29 protein-coding genes are annotated in these 23,897 nt (G+C 62.2%); 1 reads left to right on the forward strand and 28 read right to left on the reverse strand.

Features of this window, described 5'->3' with window-relative positions; genetic code table 11:
- The 21 genes from secY to rpsJ all read right to left on the reverse strand — a co-directional run bounded on the left by secY (position 1) and on the right by rpsJ (position 11,506).
- Positions 1 to 1,311, reverse strand: a complete 1,311-nt coding sequence (secY, locus tag LFT44_RS14340; RefSeq protein WP_236799104.1) for a preprotein translocase subunit SecY — start codon at positions 1,309 to 1,311, stop codon at positions 1 to 3.
- A 210-nt stretch (positions 1,312 to 1,521) separates the two neighbouring features.
- Positions 1,522 to 2,007: a 50S ribosomal protein L15 gene (rplO, locus tag LFT44_RS14345; RefSeq protein ID WP_236799105.1), complete on the reverse strand. Its 486-nt coding sequence runs from the start codon at positions 2,005 to 2,007 to the stop codon at positions 1,522 to 1,524.
- Complete coding sequence (rpmD, locus tag LFT44_RS14350; protein WP_009358731.1) at positions 2,008 to 2,214, reverse strand: 50S ribosomal protein L30; 207 nt, start codon at positions 2,212 to 2,214, stop codon at positions 2,008 to 2,010.
- Positions 2,215 to 2,216: 2 nt separating this feature from the next.
- The gene (gene rpsE / locus LFT44_RS14355) at positions 2,217 to 2,933 is read right to left on the reverse strand and encodes a 30S ribosomal protein S5 (RefSeq protein ID WP_142133091.1); all 717 of its coding nucleotides are present in this window, start codon (positions 2,931 to 2,933) and stop codon (positions 2,217 to 2,219) included.
- Positions 2,930 to 3,313: a 50S ribosomal protein L18 gene (rplR, locus tag LFT44_RS14360; protein ID WP_236799106.1), complete on the reverse strand. Its 384-nt coding sequence runs from the start codon at positions 3,311 to 3,313 to the stop codon at positions 2,930 to 2,932. The genes rpsE and rplR overlap by 4 nt, the downstream gene beginning before the upstream one ends.
- 2 nt (positions 3,314 to 3,315) lie before the next feature.
- Positions 3,316 to 3,852: a 50S ribosomal protein L6 gene (gene rplF / locus LFT44_RS14365; RefSeq protein ID WP_110541321.1), complete on the reverse strand. Its 537-nt coding sequence runs from the start codon at positions 3,850 to 3,852 to the stop codon at positions 3,316 to 3,318.
- Between the two features lie 18 nt (positions 3,853 to 3,870).
- Complete coding sequence (gene rpsH, locus LFT44_RS14370; protein ID WP_018769139.1) at positions 3,871 to 4,269, reverse strand: 30S ribosomal protein S8; 399 nt, start codon at positions 4,267 to 4,269, stop codon at positions 3,871 to 3,873.
- A gap of 82 nt (positions 4,270 to 4,351) precedes the next feature.
- A complete protein-coding gene (gene rplE / locus LFT44_RS14375; RefSeq protein WP_236799107.1) occupies positions 4,352 to 4,933 on the reverse strand; it encodes a 50S ribosomal protein L5 in 582 nt (193 codons plus the stop codon).
- On the reverse strand, positions 4,933 to 5,295 hold the full coding sequence (rplX, locus tag LFT44_RS14380) for a 50S ribosomal protein L24 (RefSeq protein WP_236799108.1): 363 nt from the start codon (positions 5,293 to 5,295) through the stop codon (positions 4,933 to 4,935). Before rplX ends, rplE begins: the two co-directional genes overlap by 1 nt.
- A 3-nt stretch (positions 5,296 to 5,298) precedes the next feature.
- Positions 5,299 to 5,667, reverse strand: coding sequence for a 50S ribosomal protein L14 (rplN, locus tag LFT44_RS14385; protein WP_003803789.1), 369 nt, complete (start codon positions 5,665 to 5,667; stop codon positions 5,299 to 5,301).
- A gap of 486 nt (positions 5,668 to 6,153) precedes the next feature.
- Entirely contained in the window at positions 6,154 to 6,459 is a 306-nt protein-coding gene (gene rpsQ, locus LFT44_RS14390; protein WP_272910802.1) for a 30S ribosomal protein S17, read from the reverse strand.
- Positions 6,456 to 6,785, reverse strand: a complete 330-nt coding sequence (gene rpmC, locus LFT44_RS21985) for a 50S ribosomal protein L29 (protein ID WP_018769136.1) — start codon at positions 6,783 to 6,785, stop codon at positions 6,456 to 6,458. Before rpmC ends, rpsQ begins: the two co-directional genes overlap by 4 nt.
- A 2-nt stretch (positions 6,786 to 6,787) precedes the next feature.
- Entirely contained in the window at positions 6,788 to 7,204 is a 417-nt protein-coding gene (rplP, locus tag LFT44_RS14400; RefSeq protein ID WP_015937848.1) for a 50S ribosomal protein L16, read from the reverse strand.
- Positions 7,205 to 8,035 (reverse strand): 30S ribosomal protein S3, encoded by an 831-nt coding sequence (gene rpsC / locus LFT44_RS14405; RefSeq protein ID WP_236799110.1) that lies wholly within the window; start codon positions 8,033 to 8,035, stop codon positions 7,205 to 7,207.
- Positions 8,036 to 8,401, reverse strand: a complete 366-nt coding sequence (rplV, locus tag LFT44_RS14410) for a 50S ribosomal protein L22 (protein ID WP_009358304.1) — start codon at positions 8,399 to 8,401, stop codon at positions 8,036 to 8,038. It lies immediately after the preceding gene.
- A gap of 38 nt (positions 8,402 to 8,439) precedes the next feature.
- Positions 8,440 to 8,721, reverse strand: a complete 282-nt coding sequence (gene rpsS / locus LFT44_RS14415; protein WP_003803803.1) for a 30S ribosomal protein S19 — start codon at positions 8,719 to 8,721, stop codon at positions 8,440 to 8,442.
- Between the two features lie 12 nt (positions 8,722 to 8,733).
- Positions 8,734 to 9,573: a 50S ribosomal protein L2 gene (gene rplB / locus LFT44_RS14420; protein WP_026264302.1), complete on the reverse strand. Its 840-nt coding sequence runs from the start codon at positions 9,571 to 9,573 to the stop codon at positions 8,734 to 8,736.
- 29 nt (positions 9,574 to 9,602) lie between these two features.
- A complete protein-coding gene (gene rplW / locus LFT44_RS14425) occupies positions 9,603 to 9,908 on the reverse strand; it encodes a 50S ribosomal protein L23 (protein ID WP_011692807.1) in 306 nt (101 codons plus the stop codon).
- Positions 9,905 to 10,525 (reverse strand): 50S ribosomal protein L4, encoded by a 621-nt coding sequence (gene rplD, locus LFT44_RS14430; protein ID WP_141942676.1) that lies wholly within the window; start codon positions 10,523 to 10,525, stop codon positions 9,905 to 9,907. The genes rplW and rplD overlap by 4 nt, the downstream gene beginning before the upstream one ends.
- Positions 10,526 to 10,529: 4 nt before the next feature.
- The gene (rplC, locus tag LFT44_RS14435) at positions 10,530 to 11,180 is read right to left on the reverse strand and encodes a 50S ribosomal protein L3 (protein ID WP_236799111.1); all 651 of its coding nucleotides are present in this window, start codon (positions 11,178 to 11,180) and stop codon (positions 10,530 to 10,532) included.
- A 17-nt stretch (positions 11,181 to 11,197) separates the two neighbouring features.
- Complete coding sequence (gene rpsJ / locus LFT44_RS14440; RefSeq protein ID WP_003803825.1) at positions 11,198 to 11,506, reverse strand: 30S ribosomal protein S10; 309 nt, start codon at positions 11,504 to 11,506, stop codon at positions 11,198 to 11,200.
- Between the two features lie 396 nt (positions 11,507 to 11,902).
- On the opposite strand from rpsJ, the gene LFT44_RS14445 reads away from it, so the two are divergent.
- Complete coding sequence (locus LFT44_RS14445) at positions 11,903 to 13,339, forward strand: GH1 family beta-glucosidase (protein ID WP_236802907.1); 1,437 nt, start codon at positions 11,903 to 11,905, stop codon at positions 13,337 to 13,339.
- Positions 13,340 to 13,357: 18 nt separating this feature from the next.
- Here the strand turns inward: LFT44_RS14445 and LFT44_RS14450 are convergent, their stop codons facing one another.
- The 7 genes from LFT44_RS14450 to LFT44_RS14475 all read right to left on the reverse strand — a co-directional run bounded on the left by LFT44_RS14450 (position 13,358) and on the right by LFT44_RS14475 (position 23,827).
- Positions 13,358 to 14,608 carry an Nramp family divalent metal transporter gene (locus LFT44_RS14450; protein WP_236799112.1) on the reverse strand — a complete coding sequence of 417 codons (1,251 nt, stop codon included), beginning with the start codon at positions 14,606 to 14,608 and terminating at the stop codon, positions 13,358 to 13,360.
- Positions 14,609 to 14,715: 107 nt separating this feature from the next.
- Positions 14,716 to 14,841: a hypothetical protein gene (locus tag LFT44_RS21990; protein ID WP_268815694.1), complete on the reverse strand. Its 126-nt coding sequence runs from the start codon at positions 14,839 to 14,841 to the stop codon at positions 14,716 to 14,718.
- A gap of 168 nt (positions 14,842 to 15,009) precedes the next feature.
- Entirely contained in the window at positions 15,010 to 16,200 is a 1,191-nt protein-coding gene (gene tuf / locus LFT44_RS14455; RefSeq protein WP_141159762.1) for an elongation factor Tu, read from the reverse strand.
- A 240-nt stretch (positions 16,201 to 16,440) separates the two neighbouring features.
- The gene (gene fusA, locus LFT44_RS14460) at positions 16,441 to 18,555 is read right to left on the reverse strand and encodes an elongation factor G (protein ID WP_236799113.1); all 2,115 of its coding nucleotides are present in this window, start codon (positions 18,553 to 18,555) and stop codon (positions 16,441 to 16,443) included.
- A 69-nt stretch (positions 18,556 to 18,624) separates the two neighbouring features.
- Positions 18,625 to 19,095, reverse strand: a complete 471-nt coding sequence (gene rpsG, locus LFT44_RS14465) for a 30S ribosomal protein S7 (protein ID WP_003803829.1) — start codon at positions 19,093 to 19,095, stop codon at positions 18,625 to 18,627.
- 1 nt (position 19,096) lies between these two features.
- Entirely contained in the window at positions 19,097 to 19,471 is a 375-nt protein-coding gene (gene rpsL, locus LFT44_RS14470; protein ID WP_009358312.1) for a 30S ribosomal protein S12, read from the reverse strand.
- A 456-nt stretch (positions 19,472 to 19,927) separates the two neighbouring features.
- The gene (locus LFT44_RS14475) at positions 19,928 to 23,827 is read right to left on the reverse strand and encodes a DNA-directed RNA polymerase subunit beta' (protein ID WP_236799114.1); all 3,900 of its coding nucleotides are present in this window, start codon (positions 23,825 to 23,827) and stop codon (positions 19,928 to 19,930) included.
- Between the last annotated feature and the right edge of the window lie 70 nt (positions 23,828 to 23,897).

Here is a 23,897-nt window from a genome sequence, read left to right on the forward strand (position 1 = left end):
TCATCGCAAAAGCCCTTCGTAGTGACGTTGTTGTAGCTGCGCATCAATCTGCTTTACGGTCTCCAAACCAACGCCCACCATGATCAGGATCGAGGTGCCACCGAACGGGAAGTTCTGGTTCGCATTGATCAGTACCAGTGCCACCAGCGGAATCAGTGCCACGAAGCCCAGGTAAAGGGCACCGGGCAGGGTGATCCGTGAGAGCACGTACTGCAGGTAATCAGCGGTCGGCCTGCCGGCGCGGATACCAGGGATGAAGCCGCCGTACTTCTTCATGTTGTCCGAGACTTCTTCAGGGTTGAAGGTAATCGCGACGTAGAAGTAGGTAAAGAACACGATCAGGACGAAGTAAACCGCCATGTAGATCGGGTGGTCACCGCGGGTGAGGTTGTTGTTGATCCACTCAACCCACGGCTGCATGGGCTCGCCGTTCCGGGGCTGGTTGAACTGCGCGATCAACCCGGGAATGTAGAGCATGGAGGAAGCGAAGATCACCGGAATGACGCCGGCCATGTTCACCTTGATGGGAATGTAGGTGCTGGTGCCGCCCACGGTGCGCCGCCCGATCATGCGCTTGGCGTACTGCACGGGGATACGCCGCTGCGACTGTTCCACGAAGACCACCAGTGCAACGGTGAGCAGGCCCACGGCGAGGACGATGAAGAAGGTTCCCGGGCCCTGGGAGGTCCAGATGGCGCCCAGCGAGGTGGGGAACTGCGCGGCGATGGAGGTAAAGATGAGCAGCGACATGCCGTTGCCCACGCCCTTCTCCGTGACAAGCTCGCCCATCCACATGATCAGGCCGGTACCTGCCGTAAGCGTGATGATGATCAGGATGGTGGTGATGATGCTGGTGTCCGGGATGATCGGCAGCTGGCAACCGGGCAGCAACTGCCCGGAGCGTGCCAGCGACACCAGGGTGGTGGCGTTGAGCAGGCCCAGCGCGATGGTGAGGTAGCGGGTGTACTGGGTCAGCTTGGACTGGCCCGACGCGCCCTCTTCGTAGAGCTGCTGGAACCGGGGAATGACCACCCGGAGCAGCTGCACAATGATGCTCGCCGTGATGTAGGGCATGATGCCCAGGGCGAAAATAGACACCTGGAGCAACGCGCCGCCGCTGAAGAGGTTAACGAGCTGGTACAACCCGCCGGCGGTCTGACCGTTCTGCAAGCATTGCTGGACATTCTGGTAGTTCACACCTGGCGAGGGAATGAAAGCACCCAAGCGGAAGATGGTGATGATTGCCAGCGTGAACAACAACTTGCGTCGCAGATCAGGCGTGCGAAAGGCCCGGCCAAATGCGCTAAGCAAGCGTCCTCCTGTGGTGTCAATAAGGGTGGGGTGGCGGAACTTGATAAATCCCGACAACCGAGTCTAACGGTTGGATGCGCCCTGCGAACAATCCGGGGCAGCGCACGTGCGCCGGATGGCGCGAAAAATTCGCCCGGCGGATATGAAAAACTCCCGGTATCCGGGGCCAAAGCCCACGGATACCGGGAGTTCAACAGCTGGCGCCGTCCCTTACAGGGCGGTGGTGCTTCCGCCTGCTGCAGCGATCTTTTCAGCGGCGCTGGCCGAGAATGCGTGGACGGTGACGTCAACCTTGACGGTGATGTCGCCGGTGCCCAGCACCTTGACGGGCTGGTTCTTGCGAACCGCACCCTTTTCAACCAGGTTCTCCACGGTGACTGCGCCACCTTCCGGGAACAGCTCGTTGAGCTTGTCCAGGTTCACGACCTGGAACTCAACCCGGAACGGGTTCTTGAAGCCACGCAGCTTGGGCAGGCGCATGTGCAGCGGCAGCTGGCCGCCGGCAAAGCCAGCCTTCACCTGGTAGCGGGCAGCCGTACCCTTGGTACCACGGCCGGCGGTCTTACCCTTGGATGCCTCACCACGACCAACACGGGTCTTGGCGGTCTTGGCACCCGGGGCGGGACGCAGGTGGTGAACCTTCAGGGCGTTCTGCTTCTCAGCAGCCTGTGCCTTATCAGCAGTGTTCTCTGCCATTTACTTCGCCTCCTCTACCTTTACCAGGTGCGGAACCGTGTTGAGCATTCCAACGGTCACGGCGTCGGCGGTGCGGACAACGGTGTGTCCGATCCGCTTCAGGCCGAGGGACCGCAGGGTGTCGCGCTGGTTCTGCTTGCCGCCAATGGCGGACTTGATCTGAGTGATTTCCAACTGGGCGTCGGAAGGGACCAGGTTCTTAGCCATGACTAAACACCTGCCTTCGGAGCCAGGAGGGCCTTCACCAGAGCCTGGGGAGCAACCTCGTCCAGCGGCAGGCCGCGGCGTGCTGCCACTGCTGCCGGCTCTTCGAGGCGCTTCAGGGCATCAACGGTCGCGTGAACGATGTTGATGGCGTTGGAGGAACCGAGCGACTTGGAGAGGATGTCGTGGATGCCCACGCACTCCAGTACTGCACGGACCGGACCACCGGCGATAACACCGGTACCGGCGGAGGCCGGACGCAGCATTACGACGCCGGCAGCGGCTTCACCCTGAACGCGGTGCGGGATGGTGTTGCCAACGCGCGGAACGCGGAAGAAGGACTTCTTGGCCTCTTCAACGCCCTTGGCGATAGCAGCGGGAACTTCCTTGGCCTTGCCGTAGCCCACGCCGACCATGCCGTTACCGTCACCAACGACGACCAGTGCGGTGAAGCTGAAGCGACGACCACCCTTGACGACCTTGGAAACGCGGTTGATGGTGACAACGCGCTCTACGAACTGGTTCTTTTCGGCTTCACGGCCACCGTCGCGGCCGCCACGGCCACCGCGGTCGCCGCGGCCCTGGCCGCGGTCGCCACGCTCGCCGCGACGGGCGCCACCACGGCGGTCGTCGGCAGCGGGGGCAGTGGTCTCAGCAGCTGCGGCTTCGGGAGCCTTCTGATCTGCAGACACAGTGTCCTTTTCCTTGTTTGCTTCGGTCACAGTGACAGCCCACCTTCGCGTGCACCGTCAGCGACGGCGGCAATCCGGCCGTGGTACTTGTTACCACCACGGTCGAACACAACAGCCTCGACGCCGGCAGCCTTGGCACGTTCGGCAACGAGCTCGCCGACGCGCTTGGCCTTGGCAGTCTTGTCACCGTCGAATGCACGGAGGTCGGCTTCCAGTGTGGACGCGCTTGCTACGGTCTGGCCAATGGTGTCATCGACAACCTGGACAAATACGTGGCGTGCGGAGCGGTTGACCACCATGCGGGGGCGTACAGCCGTACCGGAAATGCGCTTGCGGATACGAAGCTGGCGGCGGCTGCGACCAGCAGCCTTGCTCTTGTTCGTACGCTTCTTGTTAATGGAGATGGCCATGGTTACTTACCAGCCTTTCCGACCTTGCGGCGGATGACTTCGCCGGCGTAACGGATGCCCTTGCCCTTGTACGGGTCGGGCTTCCGCAGCTTGCGAATGTTGGCAGCAACTTCGCCGACCTGCTGCTTGTTGATTCCTGATACAGAGAGCTTGGTCGGTCCCTCTACTGCAAAGGTGATGCCGGCCGGAGCCGAAACGTTGACCGGGTGGCTGTAGCCCAGAGCGAACTCAAGGTCAGAACCCTTGGCCTGAACGCGGTAACCGGTACCGACGATTTCAAGCTTCTTCTCGTAGCCTGCGGTGACGCCCTGGATCATGTTGGCGATCAGGGTGCGGGTCAGGCCGTGGAGCGAACGTGAGGCACGCTCGTCGTTCGGGCGGCTTACGGTCAGGGTGTTGTCTTCCAGGGCAACCTCGATGGGGCTGGCCACAGTGTGGCTCAACTCCCCCTTGGAACCCTTGACGCTGACGACAGAGCCGTCAACCTTGACCTCAACGCCGGCAGGAACGGTGATGGGGAGACGTCCAATACGTGACATTATTCTCTTCCTTTCCCGTTACCAGACGTACGCGAGGACTTCGCCGCCCACGCCCTTCTTGCCGGCCTGCTTGTCAGTCAGGAGGCCGGAAGAGGTGGACAGGATTGCGATACCCAGGCCACCCAGCACGTGCGGCAGGTTGGTGGACTTCGCGTAAACGCGGAGGCCCGGCTTGGAGATGCGGCGAACACCGGCGATGGAACGCTCGCGGTTCGGACCGAACTTGAGTTCGAGGGTCAGCTTCTTGCCAACCTCAGCGTCCTCTTCCTTCCAGCCGGCGATGAAACCTTCGGCCTTGAGGATGTCGGCAACGCGTGCCTTGAGCTTGCTGTAAGGCATAGACACGGAGTCGTGGTATGCCGAGTTTGCGTTACGCAGGCGCGTAAGCATATCTGCGACAGGATCTGTCATTGTCATGTGGGCTCATGCCCTTCCTCGTAACGGTTTCCGCCGTCCCGTCCTTGACGGATCGGAGCGGCCGGACCTTTTACGTAGTTAATTAAGCTTCGGTTTTGAACGGGAAACCAAGCGCCTTGAGCAGCGCGCGGCCTTCGTCATCGGTCTTGGCGGTGGTGACAACCGTGATGTCCATACCGCGGACGCGGTCGATCTTGTCCTGGTCGATTTCGTGGAACATAACCTGTTCGGTCAGACCGAAGGTGTAGTTGCCATTGCCATCAAACTGCTTGCCGCTGAGGCCGCGGAAGTCGCGGATACGGGGCAGTGCCAGGCTGACCAGACGGTCCACGAATTCCCACATGCGGTCGCCACGCAGGGTTGCGTGTGCACCGATGGGCATGCCTTCGCGCAGCTTGAACTGTGCGATCGACTTGCGGGCCTTGGTAACCTGCGGCTTCTGGCCGGTGATCTGGGTCAGGTCGCGGACAGCGCCGTCGATCAGCTTGGAGTCCTTGGCGGCATCTCCAACACCCATGTTCACAACGACCTTCACCAGGCGGGGCACCTGGTTCACGTTCTGGTACTTGAACTCATCCTGGAGCTGGCCCTTGATGGTTTCGGCGTACTTGGCCTTCAGACGGGGAACGATCTTCGTTGCCGGAGTCTCGATGGTCTCAGTCATTAGATGTCCTTCCCGGTGCTCTTGGACACGCGGATGCGGACGGTCTTCTGCACGCCGTTCTTCTCCACGGTGTCGAGGCGGAAGCCCACACGGGTCGGCTTCTTGGTCGACGGGTCAACCAGGGCCACGTTCGAAATGTGGATCGGGGCCTCTACGACCTCGATGCCGCCGGTCTTGGTGCCGCGCTGCGACTGTCCAACCCGGGTGTGCTTGGTGACGCGGTTGATGCCCTCAACCAGCACGCGGTTGGTGTCGGTGAAGACGCGCAGGACCTTGCCCTGCTTGCCGCGGTCGCCGCCGCGCTCAGCCTTGGCGCCAGTGATGACCTGAACCAGGTCACCCTTCTTGATCTTTGCAGCCATGGACTAGAGCACCTCCGGAGCCAGAGAAACGATCTTCATGAACTTCTTGTCACGCAGTTCACGACCAACCGGTCCGAAGATACGGGTACCGCGGGGGTCACCGTCGTTCTTCAGGATCACAGCTGCGTTCTCGTCAAACTTGATGTAGGAACCATCCGCACGGCGGCGTTCCTTCTTGGTACGGACGATGACGGCCTTGACCACATCGCCCTTCTTTACGTTGCCGCCAGGGATCGCATCCTTGACGGTGGCGACAATGACGTCACCGATGCCTGCGTAGCGACGGCCGGATCCACCGAGAACGCGAATGGTAAGGATTTCCTTAGCACCCGTGTTGTCGGCGACCTTGAGTCGCGACTCCTGCTGAATCACTATTTACTCCTTGCGTCGCGCCGGTTCTCAGGCCGTGGTCTTGCTACGGAATGAGCCTTGCGGAACGGTTGATCGGGGTGTCTCTTGACCTGCCTGGATTTTGCCAGACCAGGCCTAAACGCCCGTGCCAGAAGCAGTTGCTCCCATCCAGTCCGGGACGGATCCCGGGCGCACAGGGGCACTATGCTGTGGCACGCTTGTTTACGAGGTTGATGACGGCGCGCGAAAGGCGCCATACAAACTCAATATCCTAGCACGTTTTCCGCCAGTCCCCATATCACCGCCGTCCCCTGGTCCGCAAGCAGTGCAGGACGCACGACGGCGTCACGCATGGCAGCCTTTCAGCCCGCCCAGGGTGCCGCTCCCCCGCCAAAGCAGGTCCCGCCGTCGTGCGCTTCGCTGAAAAGCTGGCTGCCGTGAGGGGCGCGTTAAAACGAGGAGGCCCCCACTCCGGAAGGAGCAGGGGCCTCAGCTAAGCAGCAGGTGCTACTTGGCCTTCTCGAGGATTTCCACGAGCCGCCAGTTCTTGGTGGCGGACAGCGGACGGGTCTCGGCGATGACAACGAGGTCGCCGATGCCGGCGGTGTTCTCTTCGTCGTGTGCCTTGACCTTGGAAGTGCGGCGGATGACCTTGCCGTACAGTGCGTGCTTCACGCGGTCTTCAACCTCGACAACGATGGTCTTTTCCATCTTGTCGGAGACCACGTAACCGCGACGGGTCTTGCGGTAACCGCGCTGCACAGCCTTGGCTGCGGTAGCAGTTTCGGTCACGTTCTGGTCCTTTTCACTCACTTGGCGTCCTCCTCGGTCTCAGCCTTTTCAGCCTTGTCGGCCTTCTTGGTTGAAGCCTTCTTGGACTTCTTTTCTTCCTTGGCTTCCACAACCGGCGCGGCAACCTCGGCACGAATGCCCAGCTCGCGTTCGCGGAGAACGGTGTAGATGCGGGCGATGTCCTTCTTTACCGCGCGCAGGCGACCGTGGTTCTCCAGCTGTCCGGTGGCGGACTGGAAACGCAGGTTGAACAGCTCTTCCTTGGCCTTGCGGAGTTCTTCAACGAGACGCTCGTTGTCGAAACCGTCCAGCTGTGCGGGAGCCAGATCCTTGGATCCTACTGCCATTTCTACTCACCACCTTCGCGACGCACAATGCGTGCCTTCAACGGCAGCTTGTGGATTGCCAGGCGCAGGGCCTCGCGAGCTACCTCTTCATTGACACCGGAGAGTTCGAACAGAACCCGGCCCGGCTTTACGTTGGCGACCCACCATTCCGGTGAACCCTTACCGGAACCCATGCGGGTTTCGGCAGGCTTCTTGGTCAGGGGACGGTCCGGGTAAATGTTGATCCAGACCTTACCGCCACGCTTGATGTGGCGGGTCATCGCGATACGGGCAGATTCGATCTGGCGGTTGGTGACGTATGCCGGGCTCAGAGCCTGGATACCCCACTCACCGAACGAGACCTCGGTGCCGCCCGTGGCAGCGCCGGAACGACCCGGGTGGTGCTGCTTACGGTGCTTGACTCGACGTGGGATAAGCATTTAAGCCTGTCCTCCTTCTGCTGCTGCAGGTGCAGCTTCAGCTGCCGGAGCTTCGGCAGCAGGAGCTGCGTCAGCGGCCGGACGGTCGTTGCGACGGCGGCGGTCACCGCGGTCAGCGCCACCCGGGCGGCCGGGACGCTCGCCACGGCCACCGCGGGACGGAGCGGCAGCAGCCTGTGCGGCCAGTTCCTTGGCGGTGACGTCACCCTTGTAGATCCAGACCTTCACACCGATACGGCCGAAGGTGGTCTTGGCTTCGTAGAAGCCGTAGTCGATGTTCGCGCGGAGGGTGTGCAGGGGCACACGGCCTTCGCGGTAGAACTCCGAGCGGGACATTTCAGCGCCACCCAGGCGGCCCGAGCAGGCGATACGGATGCCCTTGGCACCTGCACGCTGTGCGGACTGCATGGCCTTCTTCATCGCACGGCGGAATGCCACGCGGGAAGTCAGCTGCTCTGCAACGCCCTGGGCCACAAGCTGGGCTTCCATCTCGGGGTTCTTGACCTCGAGGATGTTCAGCTGGACCTGCTTGCCGGTGAGCTTTTCGAGCTCGCCGCGGATGCGGTCTGCTTCTGCTCCACGGCGGCCGATGACGATGCCGGGACGGGCCGTGTGGATGTCCACGCGGACACGGTCACGGGTGCGCTCGATTTCGACCTTGGCGATACCGGCGCGCTCCATGCCCGTGGACATGAGCTGGCGGATGCGGATGTCTTCGCGAACGAAGTCCTTGTACCGCTGGCCGGCCTTGGTGCTGTCAGCGAACCAGTGCGATACGTGATCGGTGGTGATGCCGAGTCGGAACCCGTGCGGGTTTACTTTCTGTCCCACTTAGCGAGCCTCCTCTTTCTCCGGGGTAGCGACTACCACGGTGATGTGGCTGGTGCGCTTCTTGATCTGAAATGCACGACCCTGGGCACGCGGCTGGAACCGCTTCATGGTCGGGCCTTCATCAACAAACGCTTCGCTGATGATGAGGTCGCCTTCGTCAAACGCCACGCCGTCGCGGTCCGCGAGGACCCGGGCGTTGGAGATTGCCGACTGAACTACCTTGAATACCGGCTCCGAAGCTGCCTGCGGGGCAAACTTCAGAATTGCCAGAGCCTCATTCGCTTGCAATCCACGAACAAGGTTGACGACGCGCCGGGCCTTCATAGGCGTTACGCGGATGTGGCGCGCAATTGCCTTGGCTTCCATTGCTTTCCTTCTCTCGTCTTTGACGTAAACGCAGGCGCCTAGCGGCGCTTGCCCTTACGGTCGTCCTTGACATGGCCGCGGAATGTCCGCGTGGGAGCGAATTCGCCGAGCTTGTGCCCGACCATCGACTCAGTGACAAACACCGGGATGTGCTTGCGTCCGTCGTGTACGGCGATCGTGTGCCCGAGCATGTCGGGGATGATCATCGAACGGCGGGACCAGGTCTTGATGACGTTCTTGGTGCCCTTTTCGTTTTCCCTGGCTACCTTCACAAAGAGGTGCTGGTCAACGAAAGGACCTTTTTTCAGGCTGCGTGGCATGTGTCCAGGCTCCTATCGCTTGTTCTTGCCAGTACGACGGCGACGCACAATAAGCTTGTCGCTCTCTTTGTTGGGGCGGCGGGTGCGGCCTTCACGCTTACCGTTCGGGTTCACGGGGTTACGACCACCGGAAGTCTTACCTTCACCACCACCGTGCGGGTGGTCAACCGGGTTCATGGCGACACCACGGACGGTCGGGCGGACGCCCTTCCACCGCATACGGCCGGCCTTGCCCCAGTTGATGTTCGACTGCTCGGCGTTGCCAACTTCGCCGACCGTTGCGCGGCAGCGCACGTCAACGTTGCGGATTTCGCCGGAGGGCAGGCGCAGCTGGGCGAAGCGGCCTTCCTTGGCAACAAGCTGGATGGATGCGCCGGCGGAGCGGCCCATCTTGGCGCCGCCACCCGGACGCAGTTCAACTGCGTGGATAACGGTACCCACCGGGATGTTGAGGAGCGGCAGGTTGTTACCGGGCTTGATGTCAGCACCGGCACCTGCCTCTACAACGTCACCCTGGGAGAGCTTGTTGGGAGCGATGATGTAACGCTTGGTGCCATCAACGTAGTGCAGGAGGGCGATGCGAGCCGTGCGGTTCGGATCGTACTCGATTTCGGCAACGCGGGCGTTGACGCCGTCCTTGTCGTGGCGACGGAAGTCGATCAGACGGTACTGGCGCTTGTGTCCACCACCCTTGTGGCGGGTGGTGATCTTACCGGTGTTGTTACGGCCGCCCTTCTTGGGCAGCGGACGTACCAACGACTTTTCCGGCGTCGACCGCGTGATTTCGATAAAGTCCGCTACGCTCGAGCCACGACGGCCCGGGGTAGTCGGCTTGTATTTACGGATTCCCATAATTTATTTCCTCGTTAAAGTGGTCTCCGCTACGCGAGCGGACCGCCGAAGATGTCGATGGTGCCTTCTTTGAGGGTGACAATCGCACGCTTGGTGTTCTTGCGGGTACCCCATCCGAATTTGGTGCGCTTGCGCTTACCGGCACGGTTGATGGTGTTGATCGATTCGACCTTGACGGAGAAGATCTTCTCCACGGCCAGCTTGATCTCGGTCTTGTTCGAACGGGGGTCCACCAGGAAGGTGTACTTGCCCTCGTCGATCAGGCCGTAGCTCTTTTCCGACACGACGGGTGCAAGCACGACGTCGCGGGGATCCTTGATGGTGGCTGCACTCACTTGGCATCCTCCTCGTTCTTTGCTGCCTTAGCGGCAACGAATGCGTCGTAGGCAGCCTTGGTGAAGACAACGTCATCAGAGACGAGAACGTCGTAGGTGTTCAGCTGGTCTGCGTACAGAACGTGAACGCCGGCGAGGTTGCGCACGGACAGTGCAGCAACATCGTTATCGCGCTCGATGACGACCAGCAGGTTCTTGCGGTCGGAAACGCCGCGAAGCGTTGCCAGGGCAGTCTTGGAAGACGGCTTGTCTCCAGCAACCAGCTCGGAGACAACGTGGATGCGACCGTTGCGGGCCCGGTCAGACAGTGCGCCGCGCAGTGCAGCAGCAATCATCTTCTTGGGGGTGCGCTGGCTGTAGTCACGCGGGGTGGGACCGTGGACAATGCCACCGCCGGTCATGTGCGGAGCACGGACGGAACCCTGACGGGCGCGGCCGGTACCCTTCTGCTTGAACGGCTTGCGTCCTGCACCGGAAACTTCAGCGCGGGTCTTGGTCTTGTGGGTTCCCTGGCGGGCAGCAGCGAGCTGGGCAACGACAACCTGGTGCAGCAGCGGCACGTTGGTCTGAACGTCGAAGATCTCTGCAGGCAGGTCAACCTGGACAGTGTTAGCCATTGAACTAGGCTCCCTTCACGGCAGTGCGTACGAGTACGACCTGGCCGCGGGCACCGGGAACGGCGCCCTTGATCAGGAGCAGCGACTTCTCGACGTCAACCGCGTGGACCGTGAGGTTCAGCGTGGTGTGACGAACGGCGCCCATGCGGCCGGCCATTTTCATGCCCTTGAAGACGCGGCTCGGGGTGGATGCGCCACCGATTGAACCGGGCTTACGGTGGTTCTTGTGGGCACCGTGGGAAGCGCCAACGCCGTGGAAGCCGTGACGCTTCATAACACCGGCGAAGCCCTTACCCTTGGTGGTGCCGATGACGTCGATCTTCTGACCGGCCTCGAAGAGCTCCACGGAGAGCTCCTGGCCCAGCTCGTACTCAGCAGCATCTGCGGTACGGAGTTCGACGACGTGGCGGCGAGGCGTGACGCCTGCCTTCTCAAAGTGACCAGCCAGCGGCTTGGTGACCTTGCGGGGATCGATCTGGCCGTAGCCGATCTGAACGGCGACGTAGCCATCGGACTCAGCGTTGCGCAGCTGGGTGATGACGTTCGAGTCTGCCTGGACCACAGTGACGGGGATGAGCTTGTTGTTCTCGTCCCAGACCTGGGTCATGCCGAGCTTCGTGCCCAGCAGGCCCTTTACGTTACGGGTTGCGGTCATAGTTTCTCAGCACCTCCCTACAGCTTGATTTCGATGTTCACGTCAGCCGGCAGGTCGAGACGCATGAGCGAGTCAACAGCCTTCGGCGTGGGATCGATGATGTCGATAAGACGCTTGTGCGTGCGCATTTCAAAGTGCTCGCGGCTGTCCTTGTACTTGTGCGGAGAGCGGATAACGCAGTACACGTTCTTCTCCGTAGGCAGCGGCACGGGGCCAACTACCGTTGCGCCTGCGCGCGTGACCGTCTCAACGATCTTCCGTGCTGAAACGTCAATGACCTCGTGGTCGTATGACTTCAGCCGGATGCGGATTTTTTGTCCCGCCATGTCGCCTGACTCTCTTTCAGTCTGTGCTTCCCCGGTTTAGGGCTGCCCTGTTCACTTACTCGTTGTATGGCTGCCGAAGCATTTGAGGTCGTAACCACCATCCGCCGCACAAGCTGAATCCGGATGAATCCGGGTTCCTCAACCTGCCGGCGCAACCGACCCCCGCGGTCGGGCGTGTCGCGCTGAACACGCATACAAATCCGCAATTCCATTGGGGTGGGTTATGTTTGGTCTTCAGCTTGGACCCTGCACCCGGCATTATCCGGATCGGGACACGAAGAAGCGCTTGAACAACTCATCTAGTATGCCGGAAAACTGCGGCAGATGCGAATTGGCTCCGTATCGATGCTCGTCAGGGCCATTGCCGCGGGCCGGGAGCGGCTGGATGATAGGGGCATGACCCTGGAGAGTACAGAATCGGTGACGGAACTGGCCGGGCGCGTGCCGCCGTCGTTCATCCTCGGCGTCGCGGCAGCGGCATTCCAGATTGAAGGCTCGCTGAAGGCCGGGGGCCGTGGGCCATCGGGGTGGGATGCCTTCGCGGAGAAGCCCGGTGCCATCCTCGACGGCCACTCCCCCGCAGTGGCGTGCGACCACTACAACAGGCTCCCGGAGGATGTCGCGCTGCTGAAGGAACTGGGCGTAGGCTCCTACAGGTTCTCCCTGTCCTGGCCACGCATCCAGCCTGACGGCCGGGGTGCCTTCAATGCCGAAGGCCTGGATTTCTACGACCGTCTCATCGACCAACTGCTCGAAGCAGGCGTCTCACCCATGGCAACGCTCTACCACTGGGACACTCCCCTGCCCCTGGAACACCGCGGCGGCTGGCTGAACCGGGACACGGCCGAGCGGTTCGGTGAGTATGCCAGGGCCGCCGGTGAGCGGTTCGGGGACCGGGTGGCTCAGTGGGTCACCCTCAACGAACCCGTATCGGTCACCCTGAACGGCTACGCACTGGGGGTGCACGCACCCGGCCGCCGGCTGCTGTTCGACGCCCTTCCCGCCGTCCATCACCAGCTCCTGGCACACGGGCTCGGCGTGCAGGCGCTGCGGGCTGCTGGAGTGGCCGGCGGAGTAGGCCTGTCCAACCTGCACTCTCCCGTCAGGCCCGCCTCACGAAAAATCGGCGATAGGCTGGTCGCCCACGTCTATGACCTGCTGATGAACAGGATGTACGCGGATCCGGTCCTGCTGGGCCGCTACCCGTCGCTGCCGCTGTACGCGAAGCCCTGGCTTCGTTCCATCGGCAGGATTTCCGACGCGGATCTCAAAACCATCCACCAGCCCTTGGATTTCTACGGGCTCAACTACTACTTCCCGGTCAAGGTGGCCGTGGGGCCAGGCATCACCCCCCTGCCTGCGGACATGCACAAGGAGCTTGCCAAGCTGCCCTTCCACGAGGTGGGCTACCCGGAGTACGGCAGTACGGGCTTCGGCTGGCCCGTGGCGCCGGAACACCTGGGCATCCTGCTGCAGGAAATGCGCGACCGTTACGGAGCGGCCCTCCCCCCGGTATACATCACCGAGGGCGGCGCCAGTTTCCCGGAACCTGACCGCGTTTCGGGGACCCTCGAGGATACCGATCGGGTGGAGTACCTGGCCAGTCATTTGGGTGCGGCGCTTGAGGCCACGGCTCCCGGGGGCCTGGCAGAGGGATTGGACCTGCGTGGCTATTTCGTGTGGACGCTCATGGACAACTTTGAGTGGGCCGCCGGCTACTCGCAACGTTTTGGCCTGGTGCACGTGGACTTTGAGACGCTGCAGCGGACGCCAAAGAGGTCCTTCTACTGGTACCAGGCCCTGTCCCGCGCAAGGAATGGCCGATCAGACTAGCCTGGCCGGCTCTGTGGGTCAGGAGTGCCCGGTGACAGTCAGGAAGATCAGAACGCAGTTCAGCCCCACGATAAGGGTGGCGCTGGTCCAACCGGCGATCCGGAGGGGCTTGGAATCCACATGGACGCCCATCACCTTGCGGCTTCCGGTAAGCCGGATCAGCGGAATCAGCGCGAACGGGATACCGAAACTCAGGAGGACCTGGCTGAGGACCAGGGCTACCGTGGGTTCGATGCCCGCGCCAAGGACCAGCAACGCCGGGATCAGGGTCACGGTTCGGCGGACCAGCAGCGGAATCCTCATCTTCAGCAGCCCGCCCATGATGGTGGCCCCGGCATAACAACCCACCGAGGTGGACGCCAGCCCGGAGGCCAGCAGGCCTACGGCGAATACGACGCCGATGACCGGCCCCAGTGCCGACGTGACCGCCGCGTGGGCACCGGCAATGGTGTCAGTGCCCTCCACCCCGCGGAGGCTGGTGGCAGCCAACAGCAGCATGGCGATATTGACGACGCCGGCAAGCAGCAGGGCGCCGGCGACGTCCACGCGGGTGGTCCGGATCAACCGTGTCCTGACGGCAGGATCCTTCGAGAAGCCGTGGCGGTCCCGGGCGAGGGCTGAATGCAGGTAGATCGCGTGCGGCATGACGGTTGCACCGAGCATGCTGGCAGCGAGCAGGACTGTATCGGTTCCCTCGAAGCGCGGTACAAGGCCGGCCAGGGCGCCGCCCGCGTCCGGCGGAGCGACGAACAGGCCCGAGACGAACCCCACGGCGATCACACCAAGAAGGGTGAGGATCGCGAACTCGAAGGACTTCTGGCTCCGGCGCGACTGCAGTGCCAGCAACAGCATTGACGCAAGGCCAATGACGACCCCACCGGCGAGCAGCGGCAGGCCAAACAGCAGATTAAGCGCAACTGCCCCGCCGATCACCTCAGCCAGGTCCGTGGCTCCGGCAACGACCTCGGCCTGCACCCAATAGGCGCGTCGGCGGCCGGTTCCCAGCCGCTGGCCGAGGATTTCCGGCAGGCTCATGCCAGTGGCGAGCCCAAGCTTGGCGGACTGGTACTGGATGAGAACGGCCATCCCGTTGGCAGCCACGAGGACCCAGACGAGCAGGTACCCAAAGCTGGCGCCGGCCGTCAGGTTAGCCGCGACGTTTCCAGGGTCCACATAAGCAATGGCTGCCACGAAGGCAGGCCCCAGCAGCAGGAGGCGGGACCAGAGCCCCGGAGTGGCGGTTTGCGCCGCCATAGTCGATACAGCCATCACATGTCCTCGTCGTTGCGGCGTCACTAAGACGAGGATACCGCGAATTTAGGTATACCGAAAAGTAGGAATAAGGCGTACCGGCAAGCTGGCCGGAGGGAGGGCGTCTACTGGTTCTTGTTTGCCCTGTTGATCCGCTTGGCCCGGTCAATTTCGTGCCGGAAGTTCCTTCTGACCCAGAACACCCCACCCACCACCACAACCGCGATGATCAGGAAAATAAGCCATCCCATGATGATCTCCTTTCAGTGCTGCCACAGTATCAGGGCTTGTCGATAGCGGTTCCGCAATGTCCCGGCCGGGGCTTTTGGGCATAAAGAAAGCCCCGCTGCTTAGCAGCGGGGCTTTCTTTATGGATTTTAGTGTGGGCCGAAGCCCAGCAAATCCTTGATCAGCAAGTACTACTTGATGATCTTGGTAACGCGTCCCGAACCAACGGTGCGGCCGCCTTCGCGGATTGCGAAGCCGAGGCCCTCTTCCATGGCGATGGGCTGGATGAGCGCAACGGTCATCTCAGTGTTGTCGCCAGGCATAACCATTTCCGTGCCCTCGGGCAGGGTGATAACGCCGGTTACGTCCGTGGTACGGAAGTAGAACTGCGGGCGGTAGTTGGAGTAGAACGGGTTGTGACGTCCGCCTTCGTCCTTGGAGAGGATGTAGACGTTGGCCTCGAAGTCGGTGTGCGGGGTGATGGAACCCGGCTTGACGACAACCTGGCCACGCTCGACATCGTCGCGCTTCAGGCCACGGAGCAGCAGGCCACAGTTCTCGCCGGCCCATGCTTCGTCGAGCTGCTTGTGGAACATCTCGATACCGGTAACCGTGGTCTTCTGGACCGGGCGGATGCCGACGATCTCGACCTCGGAGTTGATGGCGAGGGTTCCACGCTCGGCGCGGCCCGTAACAACGGTGCCACGACCGGTGATGGTGAAGACGTCTTCGATCGGCATCAGGAACGGCTTGTCGCGGTCACGTACGGGGTCCGGAACGGACTCGTCGACAGCAGCCATCAGGTCCTCAACGGACTTGACCCACTCGGGGTCGCCTTCCAGGGCCTTCAGGCCGGAAACGCGAACCACCGGAGCGTTGTCGCCGTCGAAGCCCTGCGAGCTCAGGAGCTCACGAACTTCCATTTCGACGAGGTCGAGGAGTTCCTCGTCATCGACCATGTCAGCCTTGTTCAGCGCGACCAGCAGGTAGGGAACACCAACCTGGCGGGCGAGCAGAACGTGCTCGCGGGTCTGAGCCATCGGGCCGTCGGTAGCGGCAACCACGAGGATTGCGCCGTCCATCTGAGCAGCACCGGTGATCATGTTCTTGATGTAGTCAGCGTGGCCGGGGGCGTCAACGTGTGCGTAGTGACGCTTCTCGGTCTGGTACTCCACGTGGGAGATGTTGATGGTAATACCGCGCTGACGCTCTTCGGGTGCAGAGTCGATCGACGCGAAGTCACGCTTTTCGTTGAGATCCGGGTACTTGTCGTACAGCACCTTGGAAATGGCGGCCGTCAGCGTCGTCTTACCGTGGTCAACGTGACCAATGGTGCCGATGTTGACGTGCGGCTTAGTCCGCTCGAACTTTGCCTTTGCCACAGGTTCCTCCTAGAACGTTTACAAATAGCTTGCCCTCCAGCCGCGCTTGTCGCGGTAGAACTCAGGCAAGTCTACTTGGGGGGCTTTGGATTGGTGAAATCGCAGATTCAGGAACTAATACTAGTCCCCTGAGCCTGTCGGTGCAGGGGGCCGGCCTGGACCGGCCGGCCTCCTGCACCAGGTTCGTCGGCCTTGGAGGCCACCGAACCCGGGGTGTTCGCTTTGAAAGTCCGGAAAGGACTACTCGCCGCGGGACTTCTGGATGATCTCGTCGGCAACTGCCTTCGGGACCTCGGCGTAGCTGTTGAACGTCATGGAGTAGACAGCACGGCCCTGGGTCTTGGAGCGCAGGTCGCCGATGTAGCCGAACATGCCGGACAGCGGAACGTGCGCACGGATGACCTTGACGCCCTGTGCATCTTCCATGGACTGCATCTGGCCACGGCGGGAGTTGAGGTCACCGATAACTTCACCCATGTATTCCTCAGGGGTGCGGACCTCGACATCCATCAGTGGTTCGAGCAGAACCGGGTTCGCCTTGCGTGCAGCTTCCTTGAAAGCCATACGGCCGGCGATCTTGAACGCCATTTCCGAGGAGTCAACATCGTGGTACGCGCCGTCAATCAGCGTGGCCTTGATACCGACAACCGGGTAGCCGGCCAGGACGCCGTCGTTCAATGCGTCCTGGATGCCCGCGTCGACGGACGGGATGTATTCGCGCGGAACGCGGCCACCAGTGACCTTGTTCTCGAACTCGTACAGCTCACCCTCAGCGGTGTCCAGCGGCTCGATGGCGATCTGGATCTTTGCGAACTGGCCCGAACCACCGGTCTGCTTCTTGTGCGTGTAGTCGTGGCGTTCGACGGCGCGCTTGATGGTTTCGCGGTAGGCAACCTGGGGCTTGCCCACGTTTGCCTCGACCTTGAACTCGCGGCGCATGCGGTCCACCAGGATGTCCAGGTGGAGCTCGCCCATGCCGGCGATGATGGTCTGGCCGGTGTCTTCGTTGAGGGACACCTGGAAGGTGGGGTCCTCAGCGGAGAGCTTCTGGATGGCCGTGGAGAGCTTCTCCTGGTCACCCTTGGTGTTCGGCTCGATGGCAACCGAGATCACGGGCTCCGGGAAGCTCATGGACTCGAGCACGATCTGGTTGTTGGCATCACACAGGGTGTCACCCGTGGTGGTGTCCTTCAGACCGATGGCTGCGTAGATGTGGCCGGCGGTAGCGCCCTCAACGGGCATTTCCTTGTTGGCGTGCATCTGGAACAGCTTGCCGATGCGCTCCTTCTTGCCCTTGGTGGAGTTGACCACCTGCGCGCCTGCTTCCACGTGACCGGAGTACACGCGGATGAAGGTGAGCTGACCGAAGAAGGGGTGAGCAGCAATCTTGAATGCCAGGGCCGAGAACGGCTCCTCAGCGGAAGGCTTGCGGGTCAGTTCCTTCTCTTCGTCGCGAGGATCGTGACCGACCATCGGGGGGACGTCGAGCGGGTTCGGCAGGTAGTCCACAACTGCATCGAGCATCGGCTGGACGCCACGGTTCTTGAACGCGGAGCCACAGAAGATCGGGTACAGCTCGGAGTTGATGGTCATCTGGCGGATGCCGGCCTTGAGCTCGTCGATCGAGATCTCTTCGCCCTCAAGGTACTTCTCCATGAGTTCCTCGGAGGACTCTGCAACGGTCTCAACGAGGTTCGCGCGGTACTCTTCAGCCTTTTCCTGGAGGTCAGCCGGGATCTCACGGATCTCGTACTTGGCACCCATGGTCACGTCGCCCTTGGCGTCGCCCGGCCAAACCAGGGCACGCATGTAAAGCAGGTCGACGACGCCGATGAAGTCGTTCTCGGCACCGATGGGCAGCTGCATGACCAGCGGCTTGGCACCGAGGCGGCTGATGATGGTGTCTACGGTGAAGTAGAAGTCAGCACCGAGCTTGTCCATCTTGTTGACGAAGCAGATACGCGGGACGTTGTACTTGTCAGCCTGGCGCCATACGGTCTCGGACTGCGGCTCAACGCCTTCCTTGCCGTCGAAGACGGCAACTGCACCGTCGAGGACGCGCAGGGAGCGCTCAACCTCAACCGTGAAGTCCACGTGGCCCGGGGTGTCGATGATGTTGATCTGGTTGTTTTCCCAGAAGCAGGTCACGGCGGCAGACGTGATGGTGATGCCGCGTTCCTTTTCCTGTTCCATCCAGTCGGTGGTCGACGCGCCGTCGTGCGTTTCGCCGATCTTGTGGTTCACACCCGTGTAGAACAGGATGCGCTCGGTGGTGGTGGTCTTGCCGGCATCAATGTGGGCCATGATGCCGATATTGCGGACCTTACTAAGGTCGGTAAGCACGTCCTGTGCCACGGGGTCTCCTTTTGGGATGGACTACGCGTTCGCCGCCGGCTCGGTTGAGCCGGCGGCGTCCGGGGAGTATTACCAGCGGTAGTGTGCGAAGGCCTTGTTGGACTCGGCCATCTTGTGGGTGTCTTCGCGACGCTTCACAGCGGCACCGAGACCGTTGGACGCATCCAGGATTTCGTTCTGGAGACGCTCGGTCATCGTCTTTTCACGGCGGGCCTTGGAGTAGCCAACCAGCCACCGCAGGGCGAGGGCGGTGGAGCGGCCCGGCTTGACCTCAACCGGCACCTGGTAGGTGGCGCCACCGACACGGCGGGAGCGGACCTCGAGGGAAGGCTTGACGTTGTCCATGGCCTTCTTGAGGGCTGCAACGGGGTCGCCGCCCGACTTGGCGCGGGCGCCTTCGAGGGCACCGTAGACGATGCGCTCTGCCGTGGACTTCTTGCCGTCAACGAGCACCTTGTTGATGAGCTGGGTTACCAGCGGGGAACCGTATACCGGATCCGAAACGAGCGGCCGCTTGGGGGCCGGACCCTTGCGAGGCATATTACTTCTTCTCCATCTTTGCGCCGTAGCGGCTGCGGGCCTGCTTACGGTTCTTTACACCCTGGGTATCGAGGGCGCCACGGACGATCTTGTAGCGGACACCCGGAAGGTCCTTCACACGACCACCGCGAACGAGCACAATGGAGTGCTCCTGCAGGTTGTGGCCAACACCGGGGATGTAGGCGGTAACTTCCACGCCGCCGTTGAGGCGCACACGTGCCACCTTACGCAGAGCCGAGTTCGGCTTCTTCGGGGTGGTGGTGTAGACGCGGGTGCAGACACCGCGGCGCATGGGGCTGCCCTTAAGCGCGGGAGCCTTGGTCTTTGAGACCTTAGGCGTGCGGCCCTTGCGGACCAGCTGGTTAATCGTAGGCACTCTCGTGTTCTCCGTTTTATCCGGAGTGGCTGTTTCCGGCCACTCTCCTTTTGCGTTGCCCCGCCGCCCGGGCCCTGAAGGGAATCTCCATGGCGGCGAAGGCGAAGCCTTAATAGTCGGATCGCACACCGGGACGAAACGTACATTCCTGCAGTTCCCTAGGCATGCAAAAATGTGGCATACGTTGCACAAGAACCCTGCAAACCGGAAACGTCGCTCTGGTCCAGCCTTTCAGCTGATACCGGCGCTCTCATCCACTGCCACAATAACAATTGGTAACAAGTCTAGCATGGACAGGCTCCATGCCTTAATCGGGGCATCTCCCCCATCGGTTGCTCCGTACCTGTCGTTATGGGCCACCAGAACGACAGGTACGGAGCAATCGACGTTAACGGGAGATGGTCCCCCACCTTGCGGTGCGGGACCATCCCTTCGTCAGGCGTCAACCGTCAGTGGTTACCGGAAGTCGTTGCCCAGGTCGTAGTCATCCAGGGGGATGGCGTGGAACTCGGGAGCTCCGTCACCGCCCAGGGTGTCGTACGAGAAGTCACTGAATGCGCTGGGGCCGGTGAACAGATTGGCCTTCGCTTCTTCAGTGGGCTCGACGGTGACCTCGGTGTAGCGCGGGAGGCCCGTGCCGGCCGGGATCAGCTTACCGATAATGACGTTCTCCTTGAGGCCCAGCAGCGGATCGCTCTTGCCTTCCATGGCCGCCTGCGTCAGGACGCGGGTGGTCTCCTGGAAGGAAGCTGCGGACAACCAGGACTCGGTGGCCAGCGACGCCTTGGTGATGCCCATCAGTTCAGGACGTCCGGAAGCCGGAGTCTTGCCTTCGGACACAACGCGGCGGTTGGCTTCCTCGAACCGGCTGCGCTCGGCGAGCTCGCCGGGCAGCAGGTCGGATTCGCCGGACTCGATGACCGTGACGCGGCGCAGCATCTGGCGGACGATAACCTCGACGTGCTTATCGTGGATACCGATGCCCTGGCTGCGGTACACGCCCTGGACCTCGTCCACCAGGAACTTCTGTGCCGCACGCGGACCCATGATGCGCAGGACCTGCTTGGGGTCCACCGGGCCGTTGATCAGCTTCTGGCCCACGGAAACGTGGTCGCCGTCTTCGATCAGCAGCCGTGAACGGCGCAGCACCGGGTAGGCGATCTCTTCCGAGCCGTCATCCGGGGTGATGACCAGGCGCATCTGGCGCTCGGACTCTTCGATGGCGATGCGGCCGGCTGCTTCAGCAATCGGTGCAACACCCTTCGGAGTGCGGGCTTCGAAGAGCTCCTGGATACGGGGCAGACCCTGGGTGATGTCGTCGCCACCACCGGCGGAAACAGCACCACCGGTGTGGAACGTACGCATGGTCAGCTGGGTACCGGGCTCACCGATGGACTGTGCGGCGATGATGCCCACGGCCTCGCCGATGTCCACGGTCTTGCCGGTGGCCAGCGAGCGGCCGTAGCACAGGGCGCAGGTGCCGACGCTGGACTCACAGGTGAGTACGGAGCGGACCTTGACCTCGGTGATGCCTGCCTTGAAGAGCTCGGCGATAACCACGTCGCCGCAGTCGGTGCCGGCGGCTGCGAGGACGTTGCCCTCGGAGTCCACGACGTCGACAGCCAGCGTACGTGCGTAAGCGCTGTTCTCGACGTTCTCGTCCAGGACCAGCTCACCGTTGGCGTCGGCGACGGCGATGGGCGTGACCAGGCCGCGCTCGGTGCCGCAGTCCTCTTCACGGACGATGACGTCCTGCGAGACGTCCACCAGACGACGGGTCAGGTAACCCGAGTTGGCGGTACGCAGAGCGGTATCGGCCAGGCCCTTACGGGCACCGTGCGTGGCGATGAAGTATTCCAGCACCGACAGGCCCTCACGGTAGGAGGACTTGATGGGGCGCGGGATGATCTCACCCTTAGGGTTGGCCACCAGACCACGGATACCCGCAATCTGGCGGACCTGCATCCAGTTACCACGTGCACCGGAGGACACCATGCGGTTGATGGTGTTCATCGGGGACAGGCTCTCACGCATCACCGAGGCGATATCGTTGGTGGCCTTGTTCCAGATCTCGATGAGTTCCTGGCGGCGCTCGTCGTCGTCGATCAGGCCCTTATCGTACTGGCCCTGGATCTTGGCGGCGCGCTCTTCGTACCCGGCAAGGATTTCCGGCTTGGCAGCCGGAACCTCGATGTCGGAGATGGCGACGGTGACGCCTGAACGGGTGGCCCAGTAGAAACCGGCATCCTTGAGGTTGTCCAGCGTTGCAGCGGTGACAACCTTCGGGTAGCGCTCGGCGAGGTCGTTGACGATGCGGGACAGTTCGCCCTTGTCGGCAACAGCCTCAACCCACGGGTAGTCCTCGGGCAGGGTCTCGTTGAAGAGGACCTGGCCCAGGGAGGTTTCAACCAGTGCGGGCTGGCCCTGCTCCCAGCCTTCGGGAGCTTCCCAGCCGGCGTACGGGACGAAGCCTTCGAGGCGGATCTTGACCTGCGAGTTCAGGTGCAGCTCGCGGGCATCGAAGGCCATGATGGCTTCCGAAACCGAACCGAAGATGCGGCCTTCGCCGGCCGACCCCTTGCGCTTGGTGGTCAAGTGGTACAGGCCGATGATCATATCCTGCGAAGGCAGGGTGACCGGGCGTCCGTCAGAGGGCTTCAGGATGTTGTTCGAGGACAGCATCAGGATGCGGGCCTCAGCCTGCGCCTCGGGGCTCAGCGGCAGGTGGACTGCCATCTGGTCGCCGTCGAAGTCGGCGTTGAATGCGCCACAAACCAGCGGGTGCAGCTGGATTGCCTTGCCTTCAACAAGCTGCGGCTCGAACGCCTGGATGCCCAGGCGGTGCAGGGTAGGTGCACGGTTGAGCAGCACCGGGTGTTCGGTGATGATCTCTTCGAGCACGTCCCAGACCTGCGGGCGGTAGCGCTCCACCATCCGCTTGGCCGACTTGATGTTCTGGGCGTGGTTGAGGTCAACCAGGCGCTTCATCACGAACGGCTTGAAGAGCTCCAGTGCCATCTGCTTGGGCAGGCCGCACTGGTGCAGCTTCAGCTGCGGGCCGACGACGATGACCGAACGGCCGGAGTAGTCGACGCGCTTGCCGAGGAGGTTCTGGCGGAAACGGCCCTGCTTGCCCTTGAGCATGTCGCTCAGGGACTTCAGCGGACGGTTGCCCGGTCCGGTGACCGGACGGCCGCGGCGGCCGTTGTCGAAGAGGCTGTCAACAGCTTCCTGAAGCATGCGCTTCTCGTTGTTGACGATGATCTCCGGAGCACCCAGGTCAAGCAGGCGCTTGAGGCGGTTGTTGCGGTTGATCACGCGGCGGTACAGGTCGTTAAGGTCGGAGGTCGCGAAGCGGCCACCGTCCAGCTGGACCATGGGGCGCAGTTCCGGCGGGATCACCGGGACGGCGTCGAGGACCATGCCGAGCGGGCTGTTGTTGGTGGTCAGGAACGCGTTGACCACCTTCAGGCGCTTGAGGGCACGGGTCTTGCGCTGGCCCTTGCCGTTGGCAATGACGTCGCGCAGGGACTCGGACTCGGCCTGCATGTCGAAGTTCTCAAGGCGCTTCTTGATGGCTTCGGCACCCATGGAGCCTTCGAAGTACATGCCGTAGCGGTCGCGCAGTTCGCGGTACAGGCCTTCGTCACCTTCGAGGTCGGCGACCTTCAGGTTCTTGAAGCGGTCCCAGACCTGCTCGAGGCGCTCGATGTCGGCGTCGGCACGCTTGCGCACGTTGGCCATCTGGCGGTCGGCGGAGTCGCGGGCCTTCTTCTTGTCGGCAGCCTTGGCGCCTTCGCCCTCGAGGCGTGCGATTTCGCCTTCGAGGTCGCGGGCGATCGCGGCGATGTCGGCGTCGCGGTTGTCGATCAGCTGCTTCTTCTCGATGTCGTGCTCAACCTGCAGGTTGGGCAGTTCCTCGTGGCGGGCAGCCTCGTCGACGCTGGTGATCATGTAGGCAGCGAAGTAGATGACCTTTTCGAGGTCCTTCGGAGCCAGGTCAAGGAGGTAGCCCAGGCGGGACGGAACACCCTTGAAGTACCAGATGTGGGTAACCGGTGCGGCCAGTTCGATGTGGCCCATGCGCTCACGGCGGACCTTGGCACGGGTGACTTCGACGCCACAACGCTCACAGATGATGCCCTTGAAGCGCACGCGCTTGTACTTGCCGCAGTAGCATTCCCAGTCGCGGGACGGGCCGAAGATCTTCTCGCAGAAGAGGCCGTCCTTCTCGGGCTTGAGCGTGCGGTAGTTGATGGTTTCCGGCTTCTTAACCTCGCCGTACGACCAGCCGCGGATGTCTTCCGCGGTGGCGAGGCCGATCTGCATGAGGCCGAAGGAGGATTCGCTGGACATATGGTCCCTGTTCTCTCTTGTTCTCTAAATTCTGAAGTCTTAGGTGCGGGATGAGGGAGGGCGGCGTACG

It is taken from the genome of Arthrobacter sp. FW306-05-C (assembly GCF_021801725.1).
Lineage (GTDB): Bacteria > Actinomycetota > Actinomycetes > Actinomycetales > Micrococcaceae > Arthrobacter.

Coding starts and splice junctions, on each gene's coding strand:
- rplO (WP_236799105.1), bottom strand. CDS start 2,007: ATGGCAGAGAACACTGCTGATAAGGCACAGGCTGCTGAGAAGCAGAAC.
- rpmD (WP_009358731.1), bottom strand. CDS start 2,214: ATGGCTAAGAACCTGGTCCCTTCCGACGCCCAGTTGGAAATCACTCAG.
- rplR (WP_236799106.1), bottom strand. CDS start 3,313: ATGGCCATCTCCATTAACAAGAAGCGTACGAACAAGAGCAAGGCTGCT.
- rplF (WP_110541321.1), bottom strand. CDS start 3,852: ATGTCACGTATTGGACGTCTCCCCATCACCGTTCCTGCCGGCGTTGAG.
- rpsH (WP_018769139.1), bottom strand. CDS start 4,269: ATGACAATGACAGATCCTGTCGCAGATATGCTTACGCGCCTGCGTAAC.
- rplE (WP_236799107.1), bottom strand. CDS start 4,933: ATGACTGAGACCATCGAGACTCCGGCAACGAAGATCGTTCCCCGTCTG.
- rplX (WP_236799108.1), bottom strand. CDS start 5,295: ATGGCTGCAAAGATCAAGAAGGGTGACCTGGTTCAGGTCATCACTGGC.
- rpmC (WP_018769136.1), bottom strand. CDS start 6,785: ATGGCAGTAGGATCCAAGGATCTGGCTCCCGCACAGCTGGACGGTTTC.
- rplP (WP_015937848.1), bottom strand. CDS start 7,204: ATGCTTATCCCACGTCGAGTCAAGCACCGTAAGCAGCACCACCCGGGT.
- rplV (WP_009358304.1), bottom strand. CDS start 8,401: ATGGAAGCCAAGGCAATTGCGCGCCACATCCGCGTAACGCCTATGAAG.
- rpsS (WP_003803803.1), bottom strand. CDS start 8,721: ATGCCACGCAGCCTGAAAAAAGGTCCTTTCGTTGACCAGCACCTCTTT.
- rplB (WP_026264302.1), bottom strand. CDS start 9,573: ATGGGAATCCGTAAATACAAGCCGACTACCCCGGGCCGTCGTGGCTCG.
- rplD (WP_141942676.1), bottom strand. CDS start 10,525: ATGGCTAACACTGTCCAGGTTGACCTGCCTGCAGAGATCTTCGACGTT.
- rplC (WP_236799111.1), bottom strand. CDS start 11,180: ATGACCGCAACCCGTAACGTAAAGGGCCTGCTGGGCACGAAGCTCGGC.
- rpsJ (WP_003803825.1), bottom strand. CDS start 11,506: ATGGCGGGACAAAAAATCCGCATCCGGCTGAAGTCATACGACCACGAG.
- LFT44_RS14445 (WP_236802907.1), top strand. CDS start 11,903: ATGACCCTGGAGAGTACAGAATCGGTGACGGAACTGGCCGGGCGCGTG.
- LFT44_RS14450 (WP_236799112.1), bottom strand. CDS start 14,608: ATGGCTGTATCGACTATGGCGGCGCAAACCGCCACTCCGGGGCTCTGG.
- LFT44_RS21990 (WP_268815694.1), bottom strand. CDS start 14,841: ATGGGATGGCTTATTTTCCTGATCATCGCGGTTGTGGTGGTGGGTGGG.
- rpsG (WP_003803829.1), bottom strand. CDS start 19,095: ATGCCTCGCAAGGGTCCGGCCCCCAAGCGGCCGCTCGTTTCGGATCCG.
- LFT44_RS14475 (WP_236799114.1), bottom strand. CDS start 23,827: ATGTCCAGCGAATCCTCCTTCGGCCTCATGCAGATCGGCCTCGCCACC.